This window comes from Clostridium saccharobutylicum DSM 13864 (assembly GCF_000473995.1).
In the GTDB taxonomy this organism is placed as follows: Bacteria; Bacillota; Clostridia; order Clostridiales; family Clostridiaceae; genus Clostridium; species Clostridium saccharobutylicum.
Genome location: NC_022571.1, coordinates 1,062,295 through 1,080,745 on the forward strand (window position 1 = coordinate 1,062,295; position 18,451 = coordinate 1,080,745).

Annotated in this window: 21 protein-coding genes and 2 pseudogenes; 18 read left to right on the forward strand and 5 right to left on the reverse strand. The window is 29.1% G+C overall.

Translation table 11 applies throughout. The features are described 5' to 3' along the window. The first annotated feature begins 116 nt into the window (after positions 1 to 116). From nagB to CLSA_RS04720, 5 genes are all read left to right on the forward strand, one after another. Entirely contained in the window at positions 117 to 848 is a 732-nt protein-coding gene (nagB, locus tag CLSA_RS04700; protein ID WP_022744258.1) for a glucosamine-6-phosphate deaminase, read from the forward strand. A 423-nt stretch (positions 849 to 1,271) separates the two neighbouring features. Continuing rightward, entirely contained in the window at positions 1,272 to 2,249 is a 978-nt protein-coding gene (locus CLSA_RS04705; RefSeq protein ID WP_022744259.1) for a mannose/fructose/sorbose PTS transporter subunit IIA, read from the forward strand. A gap of 35 nt (positions 2,250 to 2,284) precedes the next feature. Then, positions 2,285 to 3,091: a PTS mannose/fructose/sorbose transporter subunit IIC gene (locus CLSA_RS04710; RefSeq protein ID WP_022744260.1), complete on the forward strand. Its 807-nt coding sequence runs from the start codon at positions 2,285 to 2,287 to the stop codon at positions 3,089 to 3,091. A 21-nt stretch (positions 3,092 to 3,112) separates the two neighbouring features. Further along, the gene (locus CLSA_RS04715) at positions 3,113 to 4,024 is read left to right on the forward strand and encodes a PTS system mannose/fructose/sorbose family transporter subunit IID (protein WP_022744261.1); all 912 of its coding nucleotides are present in this window, start codon (positions 3,113 to 3,115) and stop codon (positions 4,022 to 4,024) included. A 207-nt stretch (positions 4,025 to 4,231) separates the two neighbouring features. Beyond that, on the forward strand, positions 4,232 to 4,606 hold the full coding sequence (locus CLSA_RS04720) for a DUF956 family protein (protein WP_022744262.1): 375 nt from the start codon (positions 4,232 to 4,234) through the stop codon (positions 4,604 to 4,606). A gap of 198 nt (positions 4,607 to 4,804) precedes the next feature. Here the strand turns inward: CLSA_RS04720 and CLSA_RS21940 are convergent, their stop codons facing one another. From CLSA_RS21940 to CLSA_RS04735, 3 genes are all read right to left on the reverse strand, one after another. Beyond that, a complete protein-coding gene (locus CLSA_RS21940) occupies positions 4,805 to 5,122 on the reverse strand; it encodes a transposase (RefSeq protein ID WP_077393762.1) in 318 nt (105 codons plus the stop codon). 87 nt (positions 5,123 to 5,209) lie between these two features. Then, a complete protein-coding gene (locus CLSA_RS04730) occupies positions 5,210 to 5,395 on the reverse strand; it encodes a hypothetical protein (RefSeq protein ID WP_022744264.1) in 186 nt (61 codons plus the stop codon). A 236-nt stretch (positions 5,396 to 5,631) separates the two neighbouring features. Beyond that, positions 5,632 to 5,814: a hypothetical protein gene (locus tag CLSA_RS04735; protein WP_022744265.1), complete on the reverse strand. Its 183-nt coding sequence runs from the start codon at positions 5,812 to 5,814 to the stop codon at positions 5,632 to 5,634. A gap of 267 nt (positions 5,815 to 6,081) precedes the next feature. Between CLSA_RS04735 and CLSA_RS24525 the strand changes: the two are divergent. The 3 genes and pseudogenes from CLSA_RS24525 to CLSA_RS04750 form a co-directional block, all read left to right on the forward strand. Next, a pseudogene (locus CLSA_RS24525) lies at positions 6,082 to 6,237 on the forward strand (cysteine peptidase family C39 domain-containing protein); the annotation flags it as partial. Positions 6,238 to 6,641: 404 nt separating this feature from the next. After that, positions 6,642 to 6,836 (forward strand): class II bacteriocin, encoded by a 195-nt coding sequence (locus CLSA_RS04745; protein ID WP_022744267.1) that lies wholly within the window; start codon positions 6,642 to 6,644, stop codon positions 6,834 to 6,836. A gap of 30 nt (positions 6,837 to 6,866) precedes the next feature. Next, positions 6,867 to 7,151 carry a bacteriocin immunity protein gene (locus CLSA_RS04750; protein ID WP_022744268.1) on the forward strand — a complete coding sequence of 95 codons (285 nt, stop codon included), beginning with the start codon at positions 6,867 to 6,869 and terminating at the stop codon, positions 7,149 to 7,151. Between the two features lie 84 nt (positions 7,152 to 7,235). Here the strand turns inward: CLSA_RS04750 and CLSA_RS04755 are convergent, their stop codons facing one another. Together CLSA_RS04755 and CLSA_RS24210 are read right to left on the reverse strand one after the other, a co-directional pair. Continuing rightward, positions 7,236 to 7,601 carry a hypothetical protein gene (locus CLSA_RS04755; protein ID WP_022744269.1) on the reverse strand — a complete coding sequence of 122 codons (366 nt, stop codon included), beginning with the start codon at positions 7,599 to 7,601 and terminating at the stop codon, positions 7,236 to 7,238. Between the two features lie 12 nt (positions 7,602 to 7,613). After that, entirely contained in the window at positions 7,614 to 7,745 is a 132-nt protein-coding gene (locus CLSA_RS24210; RefSeq protein ID WP_022744270.1) for a hypothetical protein, read from the reverse strand. An 820-nt stretch (positions 7,746 to 8,565) separates the two neighbouring features. Here CLSA_RS24210 and CLSA_RS04760 point away from each other — a divergent pair. From CLSA_RS04760 to CLSA_RS04795, 10 genes and pseudogenes are all read left to right on the forward strand, one after another. Next, positions 8,566 to 10,785 carry a peptidase domain-containing ABC transporter gene (locus CLSA_RS04760; protein WP_022744272.1) on the forward strand — a complete coding sequence of 740 codons (2,220 nt, stop codon included), beginning with the start codon at positions 8,566 to 8,568 and terminating at the stop codon, positions 10,783 to 10,785. Beyond that, positions 10,785 to 11,954, forward strand: coding sequence for an HlyD family secretion protein (locus CLSA_RS04765; RefSeq protein WP_022744273.1), 1,170 nt, complete (start codon positions 10,785 to 10,787; stop codon positions 11,952 to 11,954). The genes CLSA_RS04760 and CLSA_RS04765 overlap by 1 nt, the downstream gene beginning before the upstream one ends. Positions 11,955 to 12,072: 118 nt before the next feature. Next, positions 12,073 to 12,216 carry a bacteriocin gene (locus CLSA_RS22415; RefSeq protein ID WP_022744274.1) on the forward strand — a complete coding sequence of 48 codons (144 nt, stop codon included), beginning with the start codon at positions 12,073 to 12,075 and terminating at the stop codon, positions 12,214 to 12,216. A 216-nt stretch (positions 12,217 to 12,432) separates the two neighbouring features. Then, the gene (locus tag CLSA_RS24530) at positions 12,433 to 12,555 is read left to right on the forward strand and encodes a hypothetical protein (protein WP_022744275.1); all 123 of its coding nucleotides are present in this window, start codon (positions 12,433 to 12,435) and stop codon (positions 12,553 to 12,555) included. Next, a pseudogene (locus tag CLSA_RS04770) lies at positions 12,510 to 12,854 on the forward strand (transposase); the annotation flags it as partial. The gene CLSA_RS24530 and the pseudogene CLSA_RS04770, both read left to right, overlap by 46 nt. An 820-nt stretch (positions 12,855 to 13,674) precedes the next feature. Next, positions 13,675 to 15,108: a 6-phospho-beta-glucosidase gene (locus CLSA_RS04775; RefSeq protein WP_022744277.1), complete on the forward strand. Its 1,434-nt coding sequence runs from the start codon at positions 13,675 to 13,677 to the stop codon at positions 15,106 to 15,108. A gap of 101 nt (positions 15,109 to 15,209) precedes the next feature. Continuing rightward, a complete protein-coding gene (locus tag CLSA_RS04780) occupies positions 15,210 to 15,527 on the forward strand; it encodes a PTS cellobiose transporter subunit IIB (protein ID WP_022744278.1) in 318 nt (105 codons plus the stop codon). A gap of 64 nt (positions 15,528 to 15,591) precedes the next feature. After that, positions 15,592 to 17,589: a BglG family transcription antiterminator gene (locus CLSA_RS04785; RefSeq protein WP_022744279.1), complete on the forward strand. Its 1,998-nt coding sequence runs from the start codon at positions 15,592 to 15,594 to the stop codon at positions 17,587 to 17,589. A 21-nt stretch (positions 17,590 to 17,610) separates the two neighbouring features. Then, positions 17,611 to 17,952, forward strand: coding sequence for a PTS cellobiose transporter subunit IIA (locus tag CLSA_RS04790; protein ID WP_041716088.1), 342 nt, complete (start codon positions 17,611 to 17,613; stop codon positions 17,950 to 17,952). Further along, complete coding sequence (locus CLSA_RS04795; RefSeq protein ID WP_155738326.1) at positions 17,933 to 18,445, forward strand: hypothetical protein; 513 nt, start codon at positions 17,933 to 17,935, stop codon at positions 18,443 to 18,445. Before CLSA_RS04790 ends, CLSA_RS04795 begins: the two co-directional genes overlap by 20 nt. The last annotated feature ends 6 nt before the right edge of the window (positions 18,446 to 18,451 follow it).

Genomic DNA, 18,451 nt, shown 5'->3' on the forward strand with positions numbered 1-18,451 from the left:
TAGCGGGCCTATTAGGTCAATTTGCCGACGCAGCATGATGGAAAATAGGCTGGCAAATGAACTGGTTAGTTATTTGAATGTGCCTTAACTAATTAACAATAAAGGAGAGATTATAAGTGAAGTTACTAGCAGTTAAAGATTATGAGGAAATGTGTTTAGTTGCATCTAAAATATTCAAAGATATAATTGCTGAAAAAGCAGATGCTGTTTTAGGACTTGCAACAGGAAGTACACCAATTGGATTGTACAAGAAACTTATAGAAAAGAATAGAAATAAGGAAATAGATTTTTGTAACATAAAGACAGTAAATTTAGATGAATACGTTGGACTTGGAGGAGAAAATTCTCAAAGTTATAGATATTTTATGAATGAGAATTTATTTAATCATATAAACATAGATAAAGCCAATACATTTGTTCCAAATGGTTTAGCAGAAAACCCTGAAAAAGAAGCTAAAAGCTATGATAAAAAAATAGAGGAGCTAGGTGGAATTGATATACAAATTCTCGGAATTGGAAATAATGGACATATTGCATTTAATGAACCAGATGATTTTTTGATATCAGAAACTCATGTAACTAATTTAGCAAAAAGTACTATTGAAGCGAATTCAAGATTTTTTAAATCAATAAATGAAGTACCTACTAAGGCTATAACTATGGGTATTGGATCAATAATGAAGGCAAAAAAAATACTATTGTTGGTAAAGGGTGAAGATAAGATAAGAGTTGTAAAAGAATTATTAAATGGAAATATTACAACAAAGAATCCAGCAACAATGTTAAAATTGCATGAAGATGTAACTATAATAATAGATGAAACAATGAAAAATAAAATAGAAGAATAAAAAGTATTTTTTAATTATGTATACAGTCTATTTCCAATGGGTAAGTCCTTATATTAATGTTATTTTATAGAAAAAAGTTTTATAAAATGCTAAAAAATATATTGCAAATTTGGAACTAAAGTGTTATTATGAAAACGTAATCAAGAAAGGGCCATCTAGTTAGTGTTCCTAAGTAGATTACAATAAAATAATAATTTCCAGCGTGTTACTGATTCGATCAGGCATAAGCATAGGAAAATAAAACAATTTAATATTTGTTTGTTATATAACATATAGTTTGTACAGTTTTATAAGGTATTATCCTGTTTTTTTATGATTCAAATTGTGTACAAGTGATGTGAGAAATTCGAACATATATTGTTTTATTCCCTAATGCTTATGTCTTTTGTTTTTGTAACAAATAAAAAAATGGGAGGTATAAAAATGGTAGGAATTATTCTTGCTAGTCACGGAGAATTTGCTAAAGGCATCTTGCAATCTGGTTCTATGATTTTCGGAGAACAAGAAAACGTAAAGGCTGTTACGTTGATGCCTAGTGAAGGACCTGATGATGTTAGAGCAAAAATGAAAGACGCAATTGCATCGTTTGACAACCAAGATGAGGTTTTATTCTTAGTTGATCTTTGGGGTGGTACACCATTCAACCAAGCAAATACTTTATTTGAAGAACACAAAGATAAATGGGCAATCGTAGCTGGTATGAATTTACCAATGTTGATTGAAGCTTATGGTGCACGTCTTTCAATGGAATCCGCACATGAAATTGCGGCTTATATTTTAAATTCAGGTAAAGAAGGAGTTAAAGTTAAGCCGGAAGAATTGGAACCAGCAGATGATAGTAAAGCTACAGCAGCTTCAGCAGGGCAATCTAATGCAGGTGCACCTGGATCATTTGAATACGTTTTAGCTCGTATTGATTCTCGTTTACTTCATGGACAAGTAGCAACTGCTTGGACAAAAACTGTAAATCCTACACGAATTATTGTCGTGTCAGATGCAGTTGCTAAAGATGAACTTCGTAAGAAGTTGATCACACAGGCTGCTCCTCCAGGGGTTAAAGCTCATGTTGTTCCAGTTGATCATATGATTAAACTTGCAAAAGATGATCAACATTTTGGTAAAGAACGTGCATTGCTTCTTTTTGAAAATCCAGAAGATGTACTTAGAGCAGTAGAAGGTGGAATACCATTAAAGACAATCAATGTTGGTTCAATGGCTCACTCTACAGGTAAGGTTCAACCAAACAAAGTTCTTGCTTTCAATCAACAAGATATTGATACATTCAATAAGCTTAAACAAGCTGGACTTAATTTTGATGTTCGTAAAGTACCAAACGATTCAAAAGGAAATATGGACGAAATACTTAAAAGAGCACAAGATGAATTAAATAAATTAAAATAATCTAATTATTTAGAGAAAAAGGAGGATTAATAACCATGACTTTAAATATAGTTCAAGTTATATTAGTCATTATTGTAGCATTTTTAGCTGGTATGGAAGGTGTTTTGGATGAATTTCATTTCCACCAACCAATAATTGCTTGTACGTTAATCGGGTTAGCTACAGGTAACTTATTACCATGTTTAATCTTAGGTGGTAGCCTTCAAATGATGGCATTAGGTTGGGCAAATATAGGTGCTGCTGTAGCACCAGATGCAGCATTAGCATCTGTTGCATCTGCAATTATTTTAGTTCTTGGAGGACAAGGCAAAGACGGAGTTCCTTCAGCTATTGCTATTGCTGTTCCTTTAGCAGTTGCAGGACTATTATTAACAATTATTTGTCGTACTATTGCCACAGCGTTTGTACATTTCATGGATTCTGCTGCTAAAGAAGGAAATATGAGAAAGATTGAAATGTGGCAAATCATTGCTATTTGTATGCAGGGTGTACGTATTGCAATTCCAGCAGCCTTAATCTTAGCAATTGGTGCTGGTCCTATTCGTACATTACTTCAATCTATGCCTATTTGGTTAACAGATGGTTTAGCAATTGGTGGTGGAATGGTTGTAGCCGTAGGTTATGCAATGGTAATCAACATGATGGCTACAAAAGAAGTATGGCCATTCTTTGCAATTGGTTTTGTATTAGCAACTGTTTCACAAATTACACTTATCGGACTTGGTGCGATTGGTGTAGCTTTAGCTCTTGTTTACTTGGCACTTGGAAAACAAGGCGGTTCAGGTAATGGCGGAAGCTCAAATACTGGGGATCCATTAGGTGATCTTATTGATAGATACTAAGAAGAAGGGAGAGAAACGAAAATGTCAAATGAATTAAAATTAACAAAAAAAGATCGTATTTCTGTTTGGTTCCGTTCATTTTTCCTTCAAGGTTCTTGGAACTATGAAAGAATGCAAAATGGTGGTTGGGCATTTGCAATGATTCCAGCAATCAAAAAATTATATAAGACTAAAGAAGATAGAGCGGCTGCATTAGAGCGTCACTTGGAGTTCTTTAACACTCATCCATATGTAGCTTCACCAATCATTGGTGTAACATTAGCTTTAGAAGAAGAACGTGCAAATGGTGCACCAATCGATGATATAACTATTCAAGGTGTTAAAGTTGGTATGATGGGACCTTTAGCTGGTATCGGAGATCCAGTTTTCTGGTTTACTGTTAAGCCAATTTTAGGGGCATTAGCTGCTTCACTTGCTGCGACTGGTAACATCCTTGGACCAATTATCTATTTCTTAGCTTGGAATATCATCCGTATGGGATTTATGTGGTATACACAAGAGTTTGGTTACAAAGCAGGTTCTCGTATTACTGATGATTTATCAGGTGGTTTATTGCAAGATATTACAAAAGGAGCATCTATCCTTGGTATGTTCATTTTAGGATCATTAGTTAATAGATGGGTATCTGTTAAGTTCGCACCAACAGTATCATCTGTTAAGTTAGGTGATGGTGCTTTTATTGACTGGAGCAAGCTTCCTGAAGGAGCACAAGGCATTCAACAAGCTTTAATGCAACAAGCATCTGGTATGTCATTAACTGATCATAAGATTACAACACTACAAAATAATTTGGATTCATTAATTCCTGGACTTGCAGGATTATTAATTACACTTCTTTGTATGTGGTTACTTAAAAAGAAAGTATCACCAATTGCTATCATTCTTGGATTATTCGTAGTTGGTATTGCTTTCCACTTAATCGGTTTAATGTAATACTTTTTTACTTAGCCTAGGCTTTTTAGCCTGGGCTTTTGTTAACTAATGTAAGACACAATCAAAAAAATAATCTTTAAAATACTAATGAAATAAATTGGGGAAATATGTGTTATTTTTAATCGGCTTTCGAATAATTGATAGAAATATATAAAAGATATATAATAAAAATAAATGTGTTTTATAAGTAGAAGAGAGGTGGATTGAATGGTTCAATCACTAAATACAAAGGTAGATCTAGCAATTGATGCAACAGCTTTTACTGGAGTTGCAGATTATGGTAAAATTATGATCGGCGACAAGGGTTTTGAGTTCTATAATTCTCGTGATTTTCGTAAGTTCATTCAAATTCCTTGGGAAGAGGTTGACTATGTCATTGCATCCGTATTGTTTAAAGGAAAGTGGATTCCACGATATGCAATTAAAACAAAGAAAAATGGTACATATACTTTTGCTTCTAAAGAAGCAAAAAAAGTACTTCGTGCTATTCGAAATTATGTTGATCCAGAGCATATGGTTTATTCGTTAAGTTTTTTTGATGTAGTGAAGCGAGCGGTGAAATCGATATTTAAGAAGAGTTAATAAGCTAGTTAAAGAAAATCTTAAATGGATAAGTTAATACACCTATATGAATGGATTCAATTTAAAAATAAGAGGGAGTGTCGCAAAATGATTAAATTTTAATCAGGAGCGATGCTCCTTTTCGGTTTAAATTAGTGAATTCCCAAATACTTAAAATTCTACATCAATTATTTAAAGATTTCTTACTTTTAAGCACACTTAAATAAGCTTAGTTACTCTATTCCATAAGTAGGCAGAAGGCTTTAATTCATGAAGATGCTTCTGAGTTTTTTCACTTTGTATTTTAGAATGTAATTTGTTAATGTTGTAGCCAAAACAAAGCAAAATAAATTCAGTTTTGACACTATTTTTTCCACGTGGTAAAAATTTATTGAATTCATAATCACTTTTTAGAACTCCAAATGCCCCTTCGACCTGAATAGATCTATTCATTCTCAATTTAGTCCCAAATTCAGTTGTAATATTTTTAACGGTCTGTTTGCTATGCAAAATTTTAATAAAAATATTTTTTAATATTTCACTATTTCACTTGACTTTGCTTAGCTGGTCTTGAACTTTAATTATAAACGAATAAATAATAAATTCACATATTTAATGTGTAAATTAATGAAATCCAACGCTAGTTATACCGTCATAAAAGCCTTTAGCAAAATCTTTTGCTGAATTATAAGCATCTCTTAAATCTTTATAAATGTTTTTAATTTCCTTATAAGTATCTTCGATATCTTTTATGGAGAAACCTCTGTGTATATCCCAAAGTTCGTTTTCATTTAAATTTAACATATTCATTTTTTATCCTCCTAATTTAAAATTAATCGGTTATTATTTAAATAGCCCAATTTAATACGTTCTTATAATTTCAAAATAAACAAATCTTTAGAATTGTTTTTAGTGAACTATAAATGAGCAAATTTACTAACGTTTATGTACATATTAAGTAAAATCAACGGTTTACGCATTATCAATAGGACACACAATTTAAATTCAAAAGACATTTAAAGTATTGAATTTACTTGTGTTGTTAATTAATGAATGTGAAAATGCTCATTTATAATATTGAACTCGTTTACAATCAATCGTATTTTCTCCCAAACCCATTCAGCACTTGAAGCAATATCATGACCAAGTTCACGCCCAAAATCATAATTAGATTTTCCACCATCTATCATGTAAAGTTCTACATCAGTCAATAATTCAAATTTGTCCATATTTAAATCTCTTTCTGTATATACTTTGTTATATTTTACAGCTATATATTCACATAAATATTTAGTTAAGTAAATACATATTACACAAAGCGTAAAAAAATAGGATTAAAAGCAAAATAGTATAAAAATATATCCAAATGTAATAAAAGATTCTTTTATTACAAAAAATGTACGTTTAATACTAATAATATTGAATTTTTACAAAATATATTATAAATTTTGTAATATAGTAGAGATTACATAAAATCAGACATTATTTGAGAGGAAATGAGAAATCCATTTAAGAAATACATATGTATAAAGCAAAATGATTTTAAGAATTGTGGTGCTGCGTGTTTAGCTACAATTTCAAAACAATATGGACTAAAAATTCCAATTTCAAAGATACGTGAAGTTGCTGGAAACGATAAACATTTTACTTCAATAAAATTCATATTTATAAATGTATATGAATCTGAGGTTTTTATTTCATTAATCATCCTTGTAATTGTAATGAAATATATAAATTATTTAGAAAATAATCATATTTAATGAAAATAACTGTCAGTAAGTGAGCATTAATTTCAAGCAATTGCTCATGTGATAAATAATTACAATTTAACTTAATAAAAATTCCCAATAAAGTAAAAGTATATATGCCTGACAAAAGAAGAATAAGGATTAAGCATAAATATATAGAATCCAAAATAAAAGAATATAATAGTGATAAAAATAGTTTGAGTTTGAAATTTTTTTTATTTTTGTTGAATTATGGTTAAAATTATGATATTATCAAATTGTGATAATATTTTACAAAATCACAAAAAATATTTATTGGAGGAATTTTTATGAAAAAAATTAAAGAATTAAAAGTTGAAGAATTACAAGAAATTTCTGGAGGAAAAGTTACTAAGTATCCAAACGGTCTTTATTGTGATGATTCTACAGGACACTGCCATGTTGATTGGTCAGAAGCAACATCATCAATTGGTCAAATTGTTGTAAATGGTTGGGTACAAAATGGACCTTGGTCTCATAGATAAAAATAATTTATCTATAAAGGTAGTAATCAAATGAATAAAAAATATTATGATTTAATAAACGAATTACAAAAAATATTAGATGATCCGAAAGTTAAAAGCGATAAAGAATTAGCACATATTTTAACATCATATAAAGATAAATTAGAAAATGGAGGAGAGTATAAGTTAGTTTGTACAAAATTGACTAATGCTATCGCAACATACGTGCGACATAATCATTTTAAAGCTCCAGAATCAGTTTTAAAATTATATAATCATTTAGCAAATGTTGAATCCCAATATAGGGGATTATTTTCATTTATTACATGGTTCTAAGTTTTTTTAAATACAGAGCTATAAAAATGAAAACTTTACTTTTATATGAGAATCAAAAAATAAAGTTTATTAAAGTTTTTTATTTTATTCAGTTATAAGATTATTGAAGCATTCGGCTGTATTAGATTGAACATTTTTATTCAATCTAATACAGCTTAATTTTTTATATTTATTTATTTCAAGTAAATAATCTAAAAAATTGCAAACTTCTTTATTAGTAATACTATGGTCTGAATTATATATATCAGTAAAAGTTTCAAATGAACCATAGATTTGGTTAGCACCGAAGATATTGGCTCCAATATGACGGGGATTTCTTTCAAGAACCGGAGATATATCTTTAGGGCTCCAACTACTGCGATTTTTAGATTCCAATCTTATATAAGTTTCATCCATTGCATATATAACAGTATCAGAAGCATTTCCTACAGTATTGATAAGGGGTATCATTTTTTAAAAAGCTTATTTTTCCAACTCATCAGCTTTAGTTGATTTAGGTTGTGCCAAAAGAGGTGTAGTCCATCTATAGCCAATTAGATCATATTTATCTGCCGACATCAGTTGAAAAGTCATCACTCCAATAACCACTGCCATTAATTTCAATCAGTTGTTCATCTAATAAATAAGTGCAATCTAATTTAATAAAAATCTCCAATAAAGTAATAAAAAATAATTCATTATTTTTCATAAATAAACAATACTTTACAAATAATTAAATTTAATGTAGTATTATATATATATAAATATCAAATTGTAGAAATGGACAAGATATAATGACTAATTTTAAAGTTTTAAGTGATATAAATGGAGGAGTTCTTCCTGATGGTAGCAGCAATTGCGACAGAGGGATATAATATATTGATTTCACCCATCACTAGAATTAATTTTAAGTATCTAGTAATAATATACTTAAGCAAAAAAACAAATTTTAAAATAGTGTTAACCTATAAAAATAAATTGATTTCGGAAGTCGTTTATTAATGATAAAGTGGTTTTGAATATTTATACGGTTTCTATAATTGTAATTTCAATTCATGTAAATCTATTTCATATGCTTATATTAAAAAATAAGTCTGATTTTACAAAAAGAATAGCTATAGTTTCTAAAATTTTTAACAATGCATTTGGAATAATTGATATATGTAAATGTATAATGATAATAATTATAACAAAATGCGATTAATTAAAATGTTGAATAAATGATACTTGAATATACAAAGATAATTAGAAAGGTATACAACAAATTGCTAACCAAGTTCAATTTTTTTGCAATTGATTACATTAATAGCAGATGGAGTTGTTGTTTTTTGATTGTACCTAAATGTCAAGTATCTACATTTTAAAAATTGTATTGGTATAAAAAAATAATATCATATTTTAGAATATAATAAAAATTATATACAGGAGAAAATAAATGAAAAATCCATTTAAAAAATATATATGTATAAAGCAACATGATCTTAAGGATTGTGGTGCTGCTTGCTTAGCTACAATTTCAAAACAATATGGACTAAAAATTCCAATTTCAAAGATACGTGAAGTTGCTGGTACCGATAAAGAAGGAACTAGTGCTTATGGAATCATTAAAGCAGCTGAACAGCTTGGTTTTAGTGCAAAAGGTGTAAAGGTTAGTGAACCTGAAGATATATTCTCTGAATTTCCACTTCCATGCATAGCCCATGTAGTTATAGATGGTTCTTTTTTGCATTATGTAGTTATACATAAGATAACTCAAAAAGAAATTTTAATTGCAGATCCAGGTAAAGGGATTGTTAAGTATAGACCAGAAGACTTCTTTAAAATATGGACAGGCGTATTGATACTTATGGCTAAAACAGCAGAGTTTAAAAAAGGTGATGAGACTAAAGGACTATTTTCAAGATTCTTTGGGCTTATAGAACCTCAAAGGACTTTAATATTAAATATATTTTTTACATCCTTAATATTTACTTTATTGGGTATATTAGGTGCTTTTTATTTTCAATTGTTAGTAGATGAAGTACTTCAATATAACTTATTAACTACATTACATATACTTTCAATAGGATTTATTATGCTTAATATTTTCAAGATTTTACTTAATGCGTTTAGAAGTCAATTACTTATGTATTTAGCACAGAGAATAGATATACCTCTAATGCTAGGATATTATGAGCATGTAATTAACCTTCCTATGAATTTTTTTGGAACACGTAAGGTAGGTGAAATAGTATCTAGATTTAATGATGCCACTAAAATAAGAGAAGCAATTTCAGGTGCGACTTTAACTATAATGATTGATACTTTGATGGCTATAGCAGGCGCAGTTATTTTATTTATGCAAAATCGTCTTTTATTTGGAATAACAGTAATTCCTGTTATTTTATACGCTATTATAGTTTGGGGATTTAAAAAGCCTATACAAAATATTAATAGGGAAAATATGGAGAATAATGCAAGCATAACTTCTTATTTAGTAGAATCTCTTTCTGGGATTGAAACTATAAAAGCATTCAATGCAGAAAGAGAAGTAAATGGTGAAACTGAAAAAAGATTTGTTAAATTGATGAAAAGTGCATTTAAAACAGGTCTGATTGGTAATGTACAAGGATCTATTAAAGGGGCTGTTAAATCAATTTTTGGAGTAGTTATATTATGGATAGGTGGTTATGAGTGTATTTTAGGTGTCTTGTCTGTTGGGCAGTTATTAGCGTTTAACTCTTTGCTTGCATATTTTCTTGATCCTATAGAGAATTTAATAAATTTACAAAGCCAGCTTCAAACCGCTATTGTAGCAGCTGATAGATTAGGTGAGATATTGGATTTGGAATTAGAAAAAAGTGAAAATGAAAGTAAGAAAATTAATCCTTCTACTTTAAAGGGATCCATAGAATTTAAAGATGTAGATTTTAGATATGGTACTAGAAAGTTAATCTTAGAAGGATTAAATCTTACTATACAATCTGGAGAGAAAATAGCATTAGTAGGAGAAAGTGGTTCAGGGAAGACTACATTATCTAAGCTTATTATGAATTTTTATCAATGTGAAAAAGGTGAAGTATTAATAAATGGATATAACATTAAAGATATAAATATAGAAGCTTTAAGAAATAAAATAGCATGTATATCTCAGGATATATTTTTATTTAGTGGAACTATAAAAGAAAATCTTCTATTTGGTCAGGAAGACATAGAATTTGAAAAAGTAGTAGATGCATGCAAACGGGCAAGGATTCATGATTTTATTAATGAACAGCCTTTAAGGTATGAAACTATGATAGAAGAAAATGGTTCTAATCTTTCAGGAGGTCAGAAACAAAGAATTGCTATTGCGAGAGCCTTAATTAGAGAGCCTGAAATTCTTATAATGGATGAGGCAACCAGCAGTCTTGATTCAATTACTGAAAAAGCTATAGAAAAAACAATGTATGAATTTAGTCAAAATATAACTACTATAATTATAGCTCATAGATTAAGTACTATTATGAGATGCAATAAAATTTATGTTATGGATAAAGGAAAGCTTATAGAGGGTGGTTCACATAATGAACTTATAGATAAAAAGGGACGTTACTTCAATTTATGGAAAGACCAAATGCCAGAGTACTTTAATAACGAAGTTGCGTTAGCTAAGGAAATAGAGGTGAATATCTAGTGAACATTATACAAAACTTAAGTGAAATCACAGATAGCAGAGAGATGCTTGAAGCAAAACCTAATAAGTTTACCAGCATATTTGCCTATGGATTAATATCAATATTAGCTGCTGCTTTGATTTGGAGTTACTTTGGTCAAATAGATATAGTTACAAAGACTAATGGAGTTGTAAAATCAAAAGATAAGACTATTTCTGTCTTAAATGAAGTTGATGGTAAAGTTGCCGAAGTAAATTTCAAAGAAGGCCAGAATGTAAAGGAAGGGGACATATTATATACTTTAGAATGTAAAGATATGAACTTAACCAAAGATAATTATGAGAAACAATTAGAAACAGTGCAAGCAGATACTGATAATATTAATAAACTTAGAAATTCAATATTAGAGAATAAAAACTATTTTGATGTTAATAATGAAGATGAAAAAGATTATTATAATAAATATCTTCAATATAGTACAACTAATGAAAAATTATCATTAATTCAAAAACAAACTGGATTACAAACCGATGCAACAAATGCTACTGAAAAGATTCAGGCTGATTTAGAAAAAGCTAAAGCAACACCTGAACTTGATGATGTTAATAAAGAATTAGCTACAAATGATATTACAAAATATAAAATAGATACATTAGTTAAATTAGACGATAGTACAAAAGAAAATGAAAAAAAAATAGATGAATTAAAAAATAATATAGAAACTTTAAAGGTTAATATTGATAAAAGTACTGTGAAAGCTACAATTGATGGAGTTATTAATGTTAAAGCGGATATTGCTAAAGGTCAACTTGTAAAGACTGGAGAAGAGATTTTATCAGTTATACCTCAAGATAGTTCACAATATAAAGTTAAATTATATGTATCCAATAAAGATATAGCAGGCATTAAAGTTGGACAGAAAATTAAATATCATTTTGAAGCATTGCCTTATAAAGAATATGGAGAACTTAGCGGAACAATTACAGATATTGCAACAGATGCAACTGTCGATGCTAAAACGGGGACAAGTTACTATTTAGTTGAATCTGAAATAGAAAACAAACCTTTATTCAGCTATAAGGGCGAAGAAGGAGAACTTAAGATGGGAATGACTTGTGAAGCACAAGTTGTTACTAAACAAAAGAAAATTCTTTATTATTTACTTGAAAAGATAAATCTAAAAAATTAAAGCAATAAGATTTATGAATTTAAAGTGAGAATTAGACTAAATTGCTAATAATATACAATAGATACTATAAAAAGGTCTATCTGTATTTATTAAATAAATATATAAAGGAGTTTTTATTATGGAAACATTAAATGAAAAAGAATTAGAGAAAATTAACGGAGGAGGGTTTCCTTCAAATATAGGATGTGGAAATGGAGATGGTATTTTTTTCAATCCAAACAATCACTTGCCAGCAAGAAGAATTCCTTCCTATAATTCATAAAAAATTTATAGGATTTACTTTTTAAAGGTAAGTAAGTTCAGCACTTATTAGGTCTGGGGAATGTAGCTAGATTTGTGTAAAATAAATCTACTACATTCTTTTTTTGGTATTGTTTGATGATAGCTTTGGAATAATATATTTGAAAATAATAATGGGGGATTTCAAATCAAAGTACCAGATATTAATTATCAAGAAGAAATTAAAAAATGTAAGAGTATGGATGATGTTGTCGGTAAGAATGGATTGATGCAAAGGTTATTAAAAGATGTTATGCAGCAATTACTTGAAGCCGAAAAATTGTTTCTAAAGCAGCATATATTTGTATGGGTGTTGATGTGAATGGTTATAAAGATATTTTAGGAATTTGGATAGGCGAAGCTGAAGGTGCAAAATTTTGGTTAAGTGTATTCAATGATTTAAATAATCGTGGTGTTAAAGATATCTTAATTGAATGTATGGATGGATTAAGAGGTTTATCAGACGCAATTAGAGCTGTTTTTCCAAAGGTATGTATTCAAAATTGTATAATACATAAAATAAGAAGTTCGATAAAATATGTCTCTTATAAAAACAGGAAAGAATTTATGAAAGATTTGAAACTTGTTTATAAGGCAGATACAGAGGAAATTGTGTTAGCATAGTTCCATGAGTTAAAGAAAAAATTGGATAATTTTTATGATTTTATAGTAGATTCATTAAAAAATAAACATCTCTACTAATACGTATATCATATCAATTATTATACTCCATGGTTGTAGTTTTACCCTTCTGACTTAAAATATATTTCATGATATAATTGAATGGCATCTTTCTATCTCAAGTGAAATCTTTGTTTTCTAGCCTTCCAACTTGCTTTATTCTTGAAGAATCAAGTTTCTGAAATGTTTCCAGTATTCTATCATAAGCTTTCAGCATTAGTACCTATTAATAAGCATGTCCTTTATTTTTGTAAATATGGTAACTAATGGAATTTGACGACATAATGGAAAAACTTGTAATTACAGGTATACAAATCCGAGGTTTTAAATATAGTTGTATTCAATTTTTAATATAAGTTTCTTAAGTTGATGACATTGGGTGTGAGAGGTCGGAAAACAAAATAATTGTTTTCCTCCTACTCGATCTTAGAATTTTGGGGTGCAAAGGAAATAGAAATGAAGACAGATATTTGAATTGATTGGGTTATAGCCATGTATTTTTTTGATTGTGCCTTATATATAATGTTTTTCCTTTGAAATACGGAAAAAGATGCTATTCAAATTCAAAGGAATTATATGTATTATATATATAAGAGGTGAGACAAAAAGTACACAGAGTTATTTTTTAGTAAATAATTAAAGAATATGTGAATAGATACATATTCTGAAATACTTATTGTCATATAAGAGATGTCAGTCACCTTTGTTGAAAACGTTGTAATTAATATTTGTAGAGTAAATATAAAGGGAGGCGATTACAGTGACAAAGTTACCAGATAATTTTCTTTGGGGAGGAGCAGTAGCAGCTCATCAACTTGAAGGTGCCTATAGAGAGGGTGGTAAAGGAATCAGTGTAGCTGATGTAATGACAGCAGGAGCAAATGGAGTGAATCGTAAGATTACAGAAGGAATTTTAGAAGGAGAATATTATCCTAATCATGAAGCTATTGATTTCTATCATCATTATAAAGAAGATATTGCTCTTTTTGCAGAAATGGGATTTAAGTGTTTCAGAACATCGATAGCATGGACAAGAATTTTTCCTAATGGTGATGAATTAGAACCTAATGAAGAAGGATTGAAATTCTATGATAATCTATTTGATGAATGTTTAAGGTATGGAATTGAACCAGTTATTACATTATCACATTTTGAACTTCCATATCATCTTGTTACAGAATACGGAGGTTTTCGTAATCGTAAACTTATAGAATTCTTTGAAAGATTTGCTAGGGTTTGCTTTGAACGTTACAAAAACAAAGTTAAGTATTGGATGACTTTTAATGAAATAAATAATCAAGCTAACTATAAGACAGATTTTGCACCATTTACAAATTCAGGTGTTTTCTATAAAGATGGTGAAGATCGTGAAGCAATAATGTATCAAGCTGCTCACTATGAACTTGTAGCAAGTGCACGTGCAGTAAAAATTGGACATGAAATAAATCCAGATTTAAAGATTGGATGTATGATTGCAATGTGTCCTATTTATCCAGCAACATGTGCTCCAAAAGACATATTGATGGCTCAAAAAGCAATGCAGAAGAGATACTATTTTACAGATGTACATGTACATGGTGAATATCCAGAGCACATTAATAAATATCTTAAACGCAAGGGCATAAATTTAGATTTTACAAAGCAAGATGCAAAAGACCTTAAAGAAGGATGCGTTGATTATATAGGATTTAGTTATTACATGTCATTTGCAGCTAAGTACCATGAAGGAAATGAATTATTTGAATATGATGAAACAAGAGACTTAGTAAGAAATGAATATGTAAAAGCATCTGAATGGGGATGGCAGATTGATCCAGAAGGACTTAGATATGCATTAAATTGGTTTACTGATATGTATCATCTCCCATTATTCATAGTAGAAAATGGATTTGGAGCTATAGATGAAATTGGTGAAGATGGAATGGTACATGATACTTACCGTATTGAATACCTAAAGGCTCATATAAAAGAAATGATAAAGGCAGTAGATGAAGATGGCGTTGATTTAATGGGGTATACTCCATGGGGATGTATAGATTTAATATCAGCAGGAACTGGTGAAATGAAAAAACGTTATGGATTTATCTATGTTGATAAAGACAATGAAGGAAATGGAACATTAAAAAGATCAAAGAAAGAGTCTTTTGATTGGTATAAACAAGTAATTAAATTAAATGGTGAAAAATTAGATTAAGGATAGAAGGATATACTAAAAATGTTTTGAGGTGTAAAAAAAGTTAATTAATAATAAAAAATGGATTTTATGATATAATTTAAAAAAATGGAGTGATCATTATGAAAAAAGTGTTAATAATTTGTGCAGCAGGAATGTCATCATCTTTAATGGCAAAAAAAACAACAGAATTTTTTAAGAGTAAGGGTAAAGAAGTTACAGTAGATGCAGTATCAGCAACAGAAGGACAAGGCATGATAGAAAATAGTGATTTTGATTTGTTTTTAATAAGTCCACAAACTAAAATGTATTATGCTAAATTTGCAGAGACTGGTAAAAAAGTAAATAAGCCAGTTGTAAGTATTCCACCACAAGCATATGTACCAATTCCAATGGGAATACAAAAAATGGCTAAACTTATTGTTGAAAGTTTAAAATAAGGCACATGGACTTATTATTTTTTTGAATGTGCCTAAAATTAATTCTTTGAGGAGAGATGTTTAATTGTTAAGCAATAAAGAAAAAGCAATTTTAGAATTTTTCATAAAAAATAAAGGTAATATAATAACTAGCAAAATGGCAGCAGATAGTTTGAATTTATCAGATCGTACTATACGTAATTACATTAAAGGGTTGCAGGAGATATTATCAGAAAATGGTGCAGAAATTATTGCAAGACCAGGTTGTGGTTATACACTTAAGATTAATCACGAATCTGAATTTAACACTTTCCTTGGAAAAAATGAAGGTAATTCAATAAAAAAAAATCAACATAAATTAGATGAATCAAAAGATAGGCAGTATCATATTTTAAATAAATTATTATTTGAAGATGAATATGTTTTGTTTGAAGATTTATGTGATGAATTATATGTATCACGTTCAACGTTATCAAATGATTTTTCAGAGATAAGGAAGGGATTAAAATCTTATAATTTATCTGTAGTAAGCAAAGTAAAAAAAGGGGTCTATATTGACGGTGATGAAAGAGATAAAAGACATTTTATAATGGATTATTTCTTTAGTAACAGTTTCAGTATTTCAATTAATAAATATGTTGGAAATACATTGTTTTTAGGAGATATAAGTTTTGAAGAAATAACAATAATAGTTTTAGATGAATGCCGTGGAGCTGGACTTAGACTTTCGGATTATATAATACAAAATCTAGTACTTCATATTGTTTTAGCAATTAGGCGAATAAGAGATGGATTTAATTTACAGATAGGCGAAGTCGATACTTCTATGGAAGGCAAACGGGAATTTGAAGTGGCTAAAAACATCTTAAAACGTATAACATTATCTAGCAATATTGAATTCCCAAAAGAAGAAGCTTATTATGTAGCTCTTCATTTAAAAGTAAAGTGTACTTCTAAAGATGCAGATGATATTGAAGTGGATAATAATAAAAAGAAAATTTGCGATGAGCTAGTAAAGATTTTAGAAAAGTTTGAACATGATACAGGATATCTTATAAAAAATGATCAGCAGCTTATTAATGGGCTTATGGCACATTTTTATCCATTACAGATGAGGCTTGAACATGGAGTTATATTGGAAAATCCATTACTTGATGAAATAAGAGAAAAGTATGGTTATACTTTACTTCTTACAAAGCATTATCTTTCAAATATGTCATTTTTGAAGGATTATAAAGTATCTGATAGTGAATGGGCTTATATTTGTCTGCATTTTATGGCAGCTATAGAAAGATATAAGGATAATGAAAAGCTGAATGTACTGGTAATATGTGCAACAGGATATGGTAGTGGTCAGATGCTTAGTGTAAGACTAAAGAAAGAATTTGGACAACATATTAATATTATTGATGTAATTGGTTACTATGAAATTAATGATGAAAAACTTAATGGAATTGATATGATTATTTCATCCATTGATTTATATACAGTTGTATTCAATATACCTGTTATACATGTGAGTGTTTTTTTAAATGATGAAGAAATAAATAAAATTAAATTATTTATTGAAAGAAGAACATCTCAAAATAAAGATAATGAAAAGATAAGTTCAAATATTTTATCTGAAAAGAAATGTATATTTAAAAAGTTTTTTAAGGAAGATTGTTTTACTATTTTAGATAAATCAGCTTCAAAAGAGAAAATAATTGAAGATTTAGTGAATTCATTACAAAAATACGAAGAACCTGGGTACTTTAAAATTATGATGAGACAAATCGCTCAGCGAGAACTCATGAGTTCAGTTGTATTTAGTGATCAGATAGCAGTGCCTCATCCAGCTAAATCACTTGGAGAAAGTGCACATATTGCTGTAGCAATAGTAAAGGATGGGATAGAGTGGAGTGATGGTTTCTCAAAAATAAAATTTGTATTTTTATTATCTCCATCTAAAATAGAAAATATTGATTTAAAATATATTACTAAAGCTATTGTTTCATTAACAGAAGATGATGACATGCAGAAAAAATTATTAGAGTGTGAAAACTTTAAGCAATTTGAAGATATATTTACAGAATTAATTTAAGAATGGAAGGAAGTAATGGTTATGACAAAAGACGATTTACAAGTAGTAGCATTTGAAATTATACTTCACAGTGGTGATGCAAGAACTATAGTTCATGAAGGACTTGATTTAATGAAGCAAGGAAAATTTGAAGAAGCAGAAAAGAAAATGGAAGATGCAAATAATGAACTTCTAGAAGCACATAAATCACAAACAAAGTTACTTCAAGACTATGCAAATGGTGATGAAATAATTATGGAAGTTATTATGGTACATGCTCAAGATCATTTAATGACTACAATGACACTTAGAGAAATGGCAATTGAATTCTTGGCAATGTATAAGCAAATCTATGAATTAAAAAATGGAGAAGTTAATGCATAGGGATGCAAAAGAGAAACTTGAAAAGAGGCAGAAAGAAACAAGTTTAAAGACAATGTACTTTAACAGATTTCTATTAGTTAGATATATTACAGCAGGTTTCTTCTTTGCAAATCTATATTGGTTTTGCTCTCTTTTAATGAGTTACGAAGCCTGGGCTTTAGTACCAGGAGTTAATTTAATATTTATAATAAGAGCTATATGGGAACAATGCACAATGTTTAGTTCACCTATTGATAATGCAGGGAAAACAATTTTAGCATATAAAGTAATATTGAGTATTAATGTAATACTTGCAGGGGCTTTATTCACACCGTTGTTTGGTAAGCTATTTCCGTTTTTAACAAACAGCACTAAATCTCATGAATTTGTTTTAGGAATTATTTTTATTGGATTGGTTTTTTGTGGTGTTATTTTGAAACGGTTACATCAAATAAATAACCATACTGATAAACAATTCAAATATATAAAACAATACGAAAAAAGTATTAGTTAAGAAAAG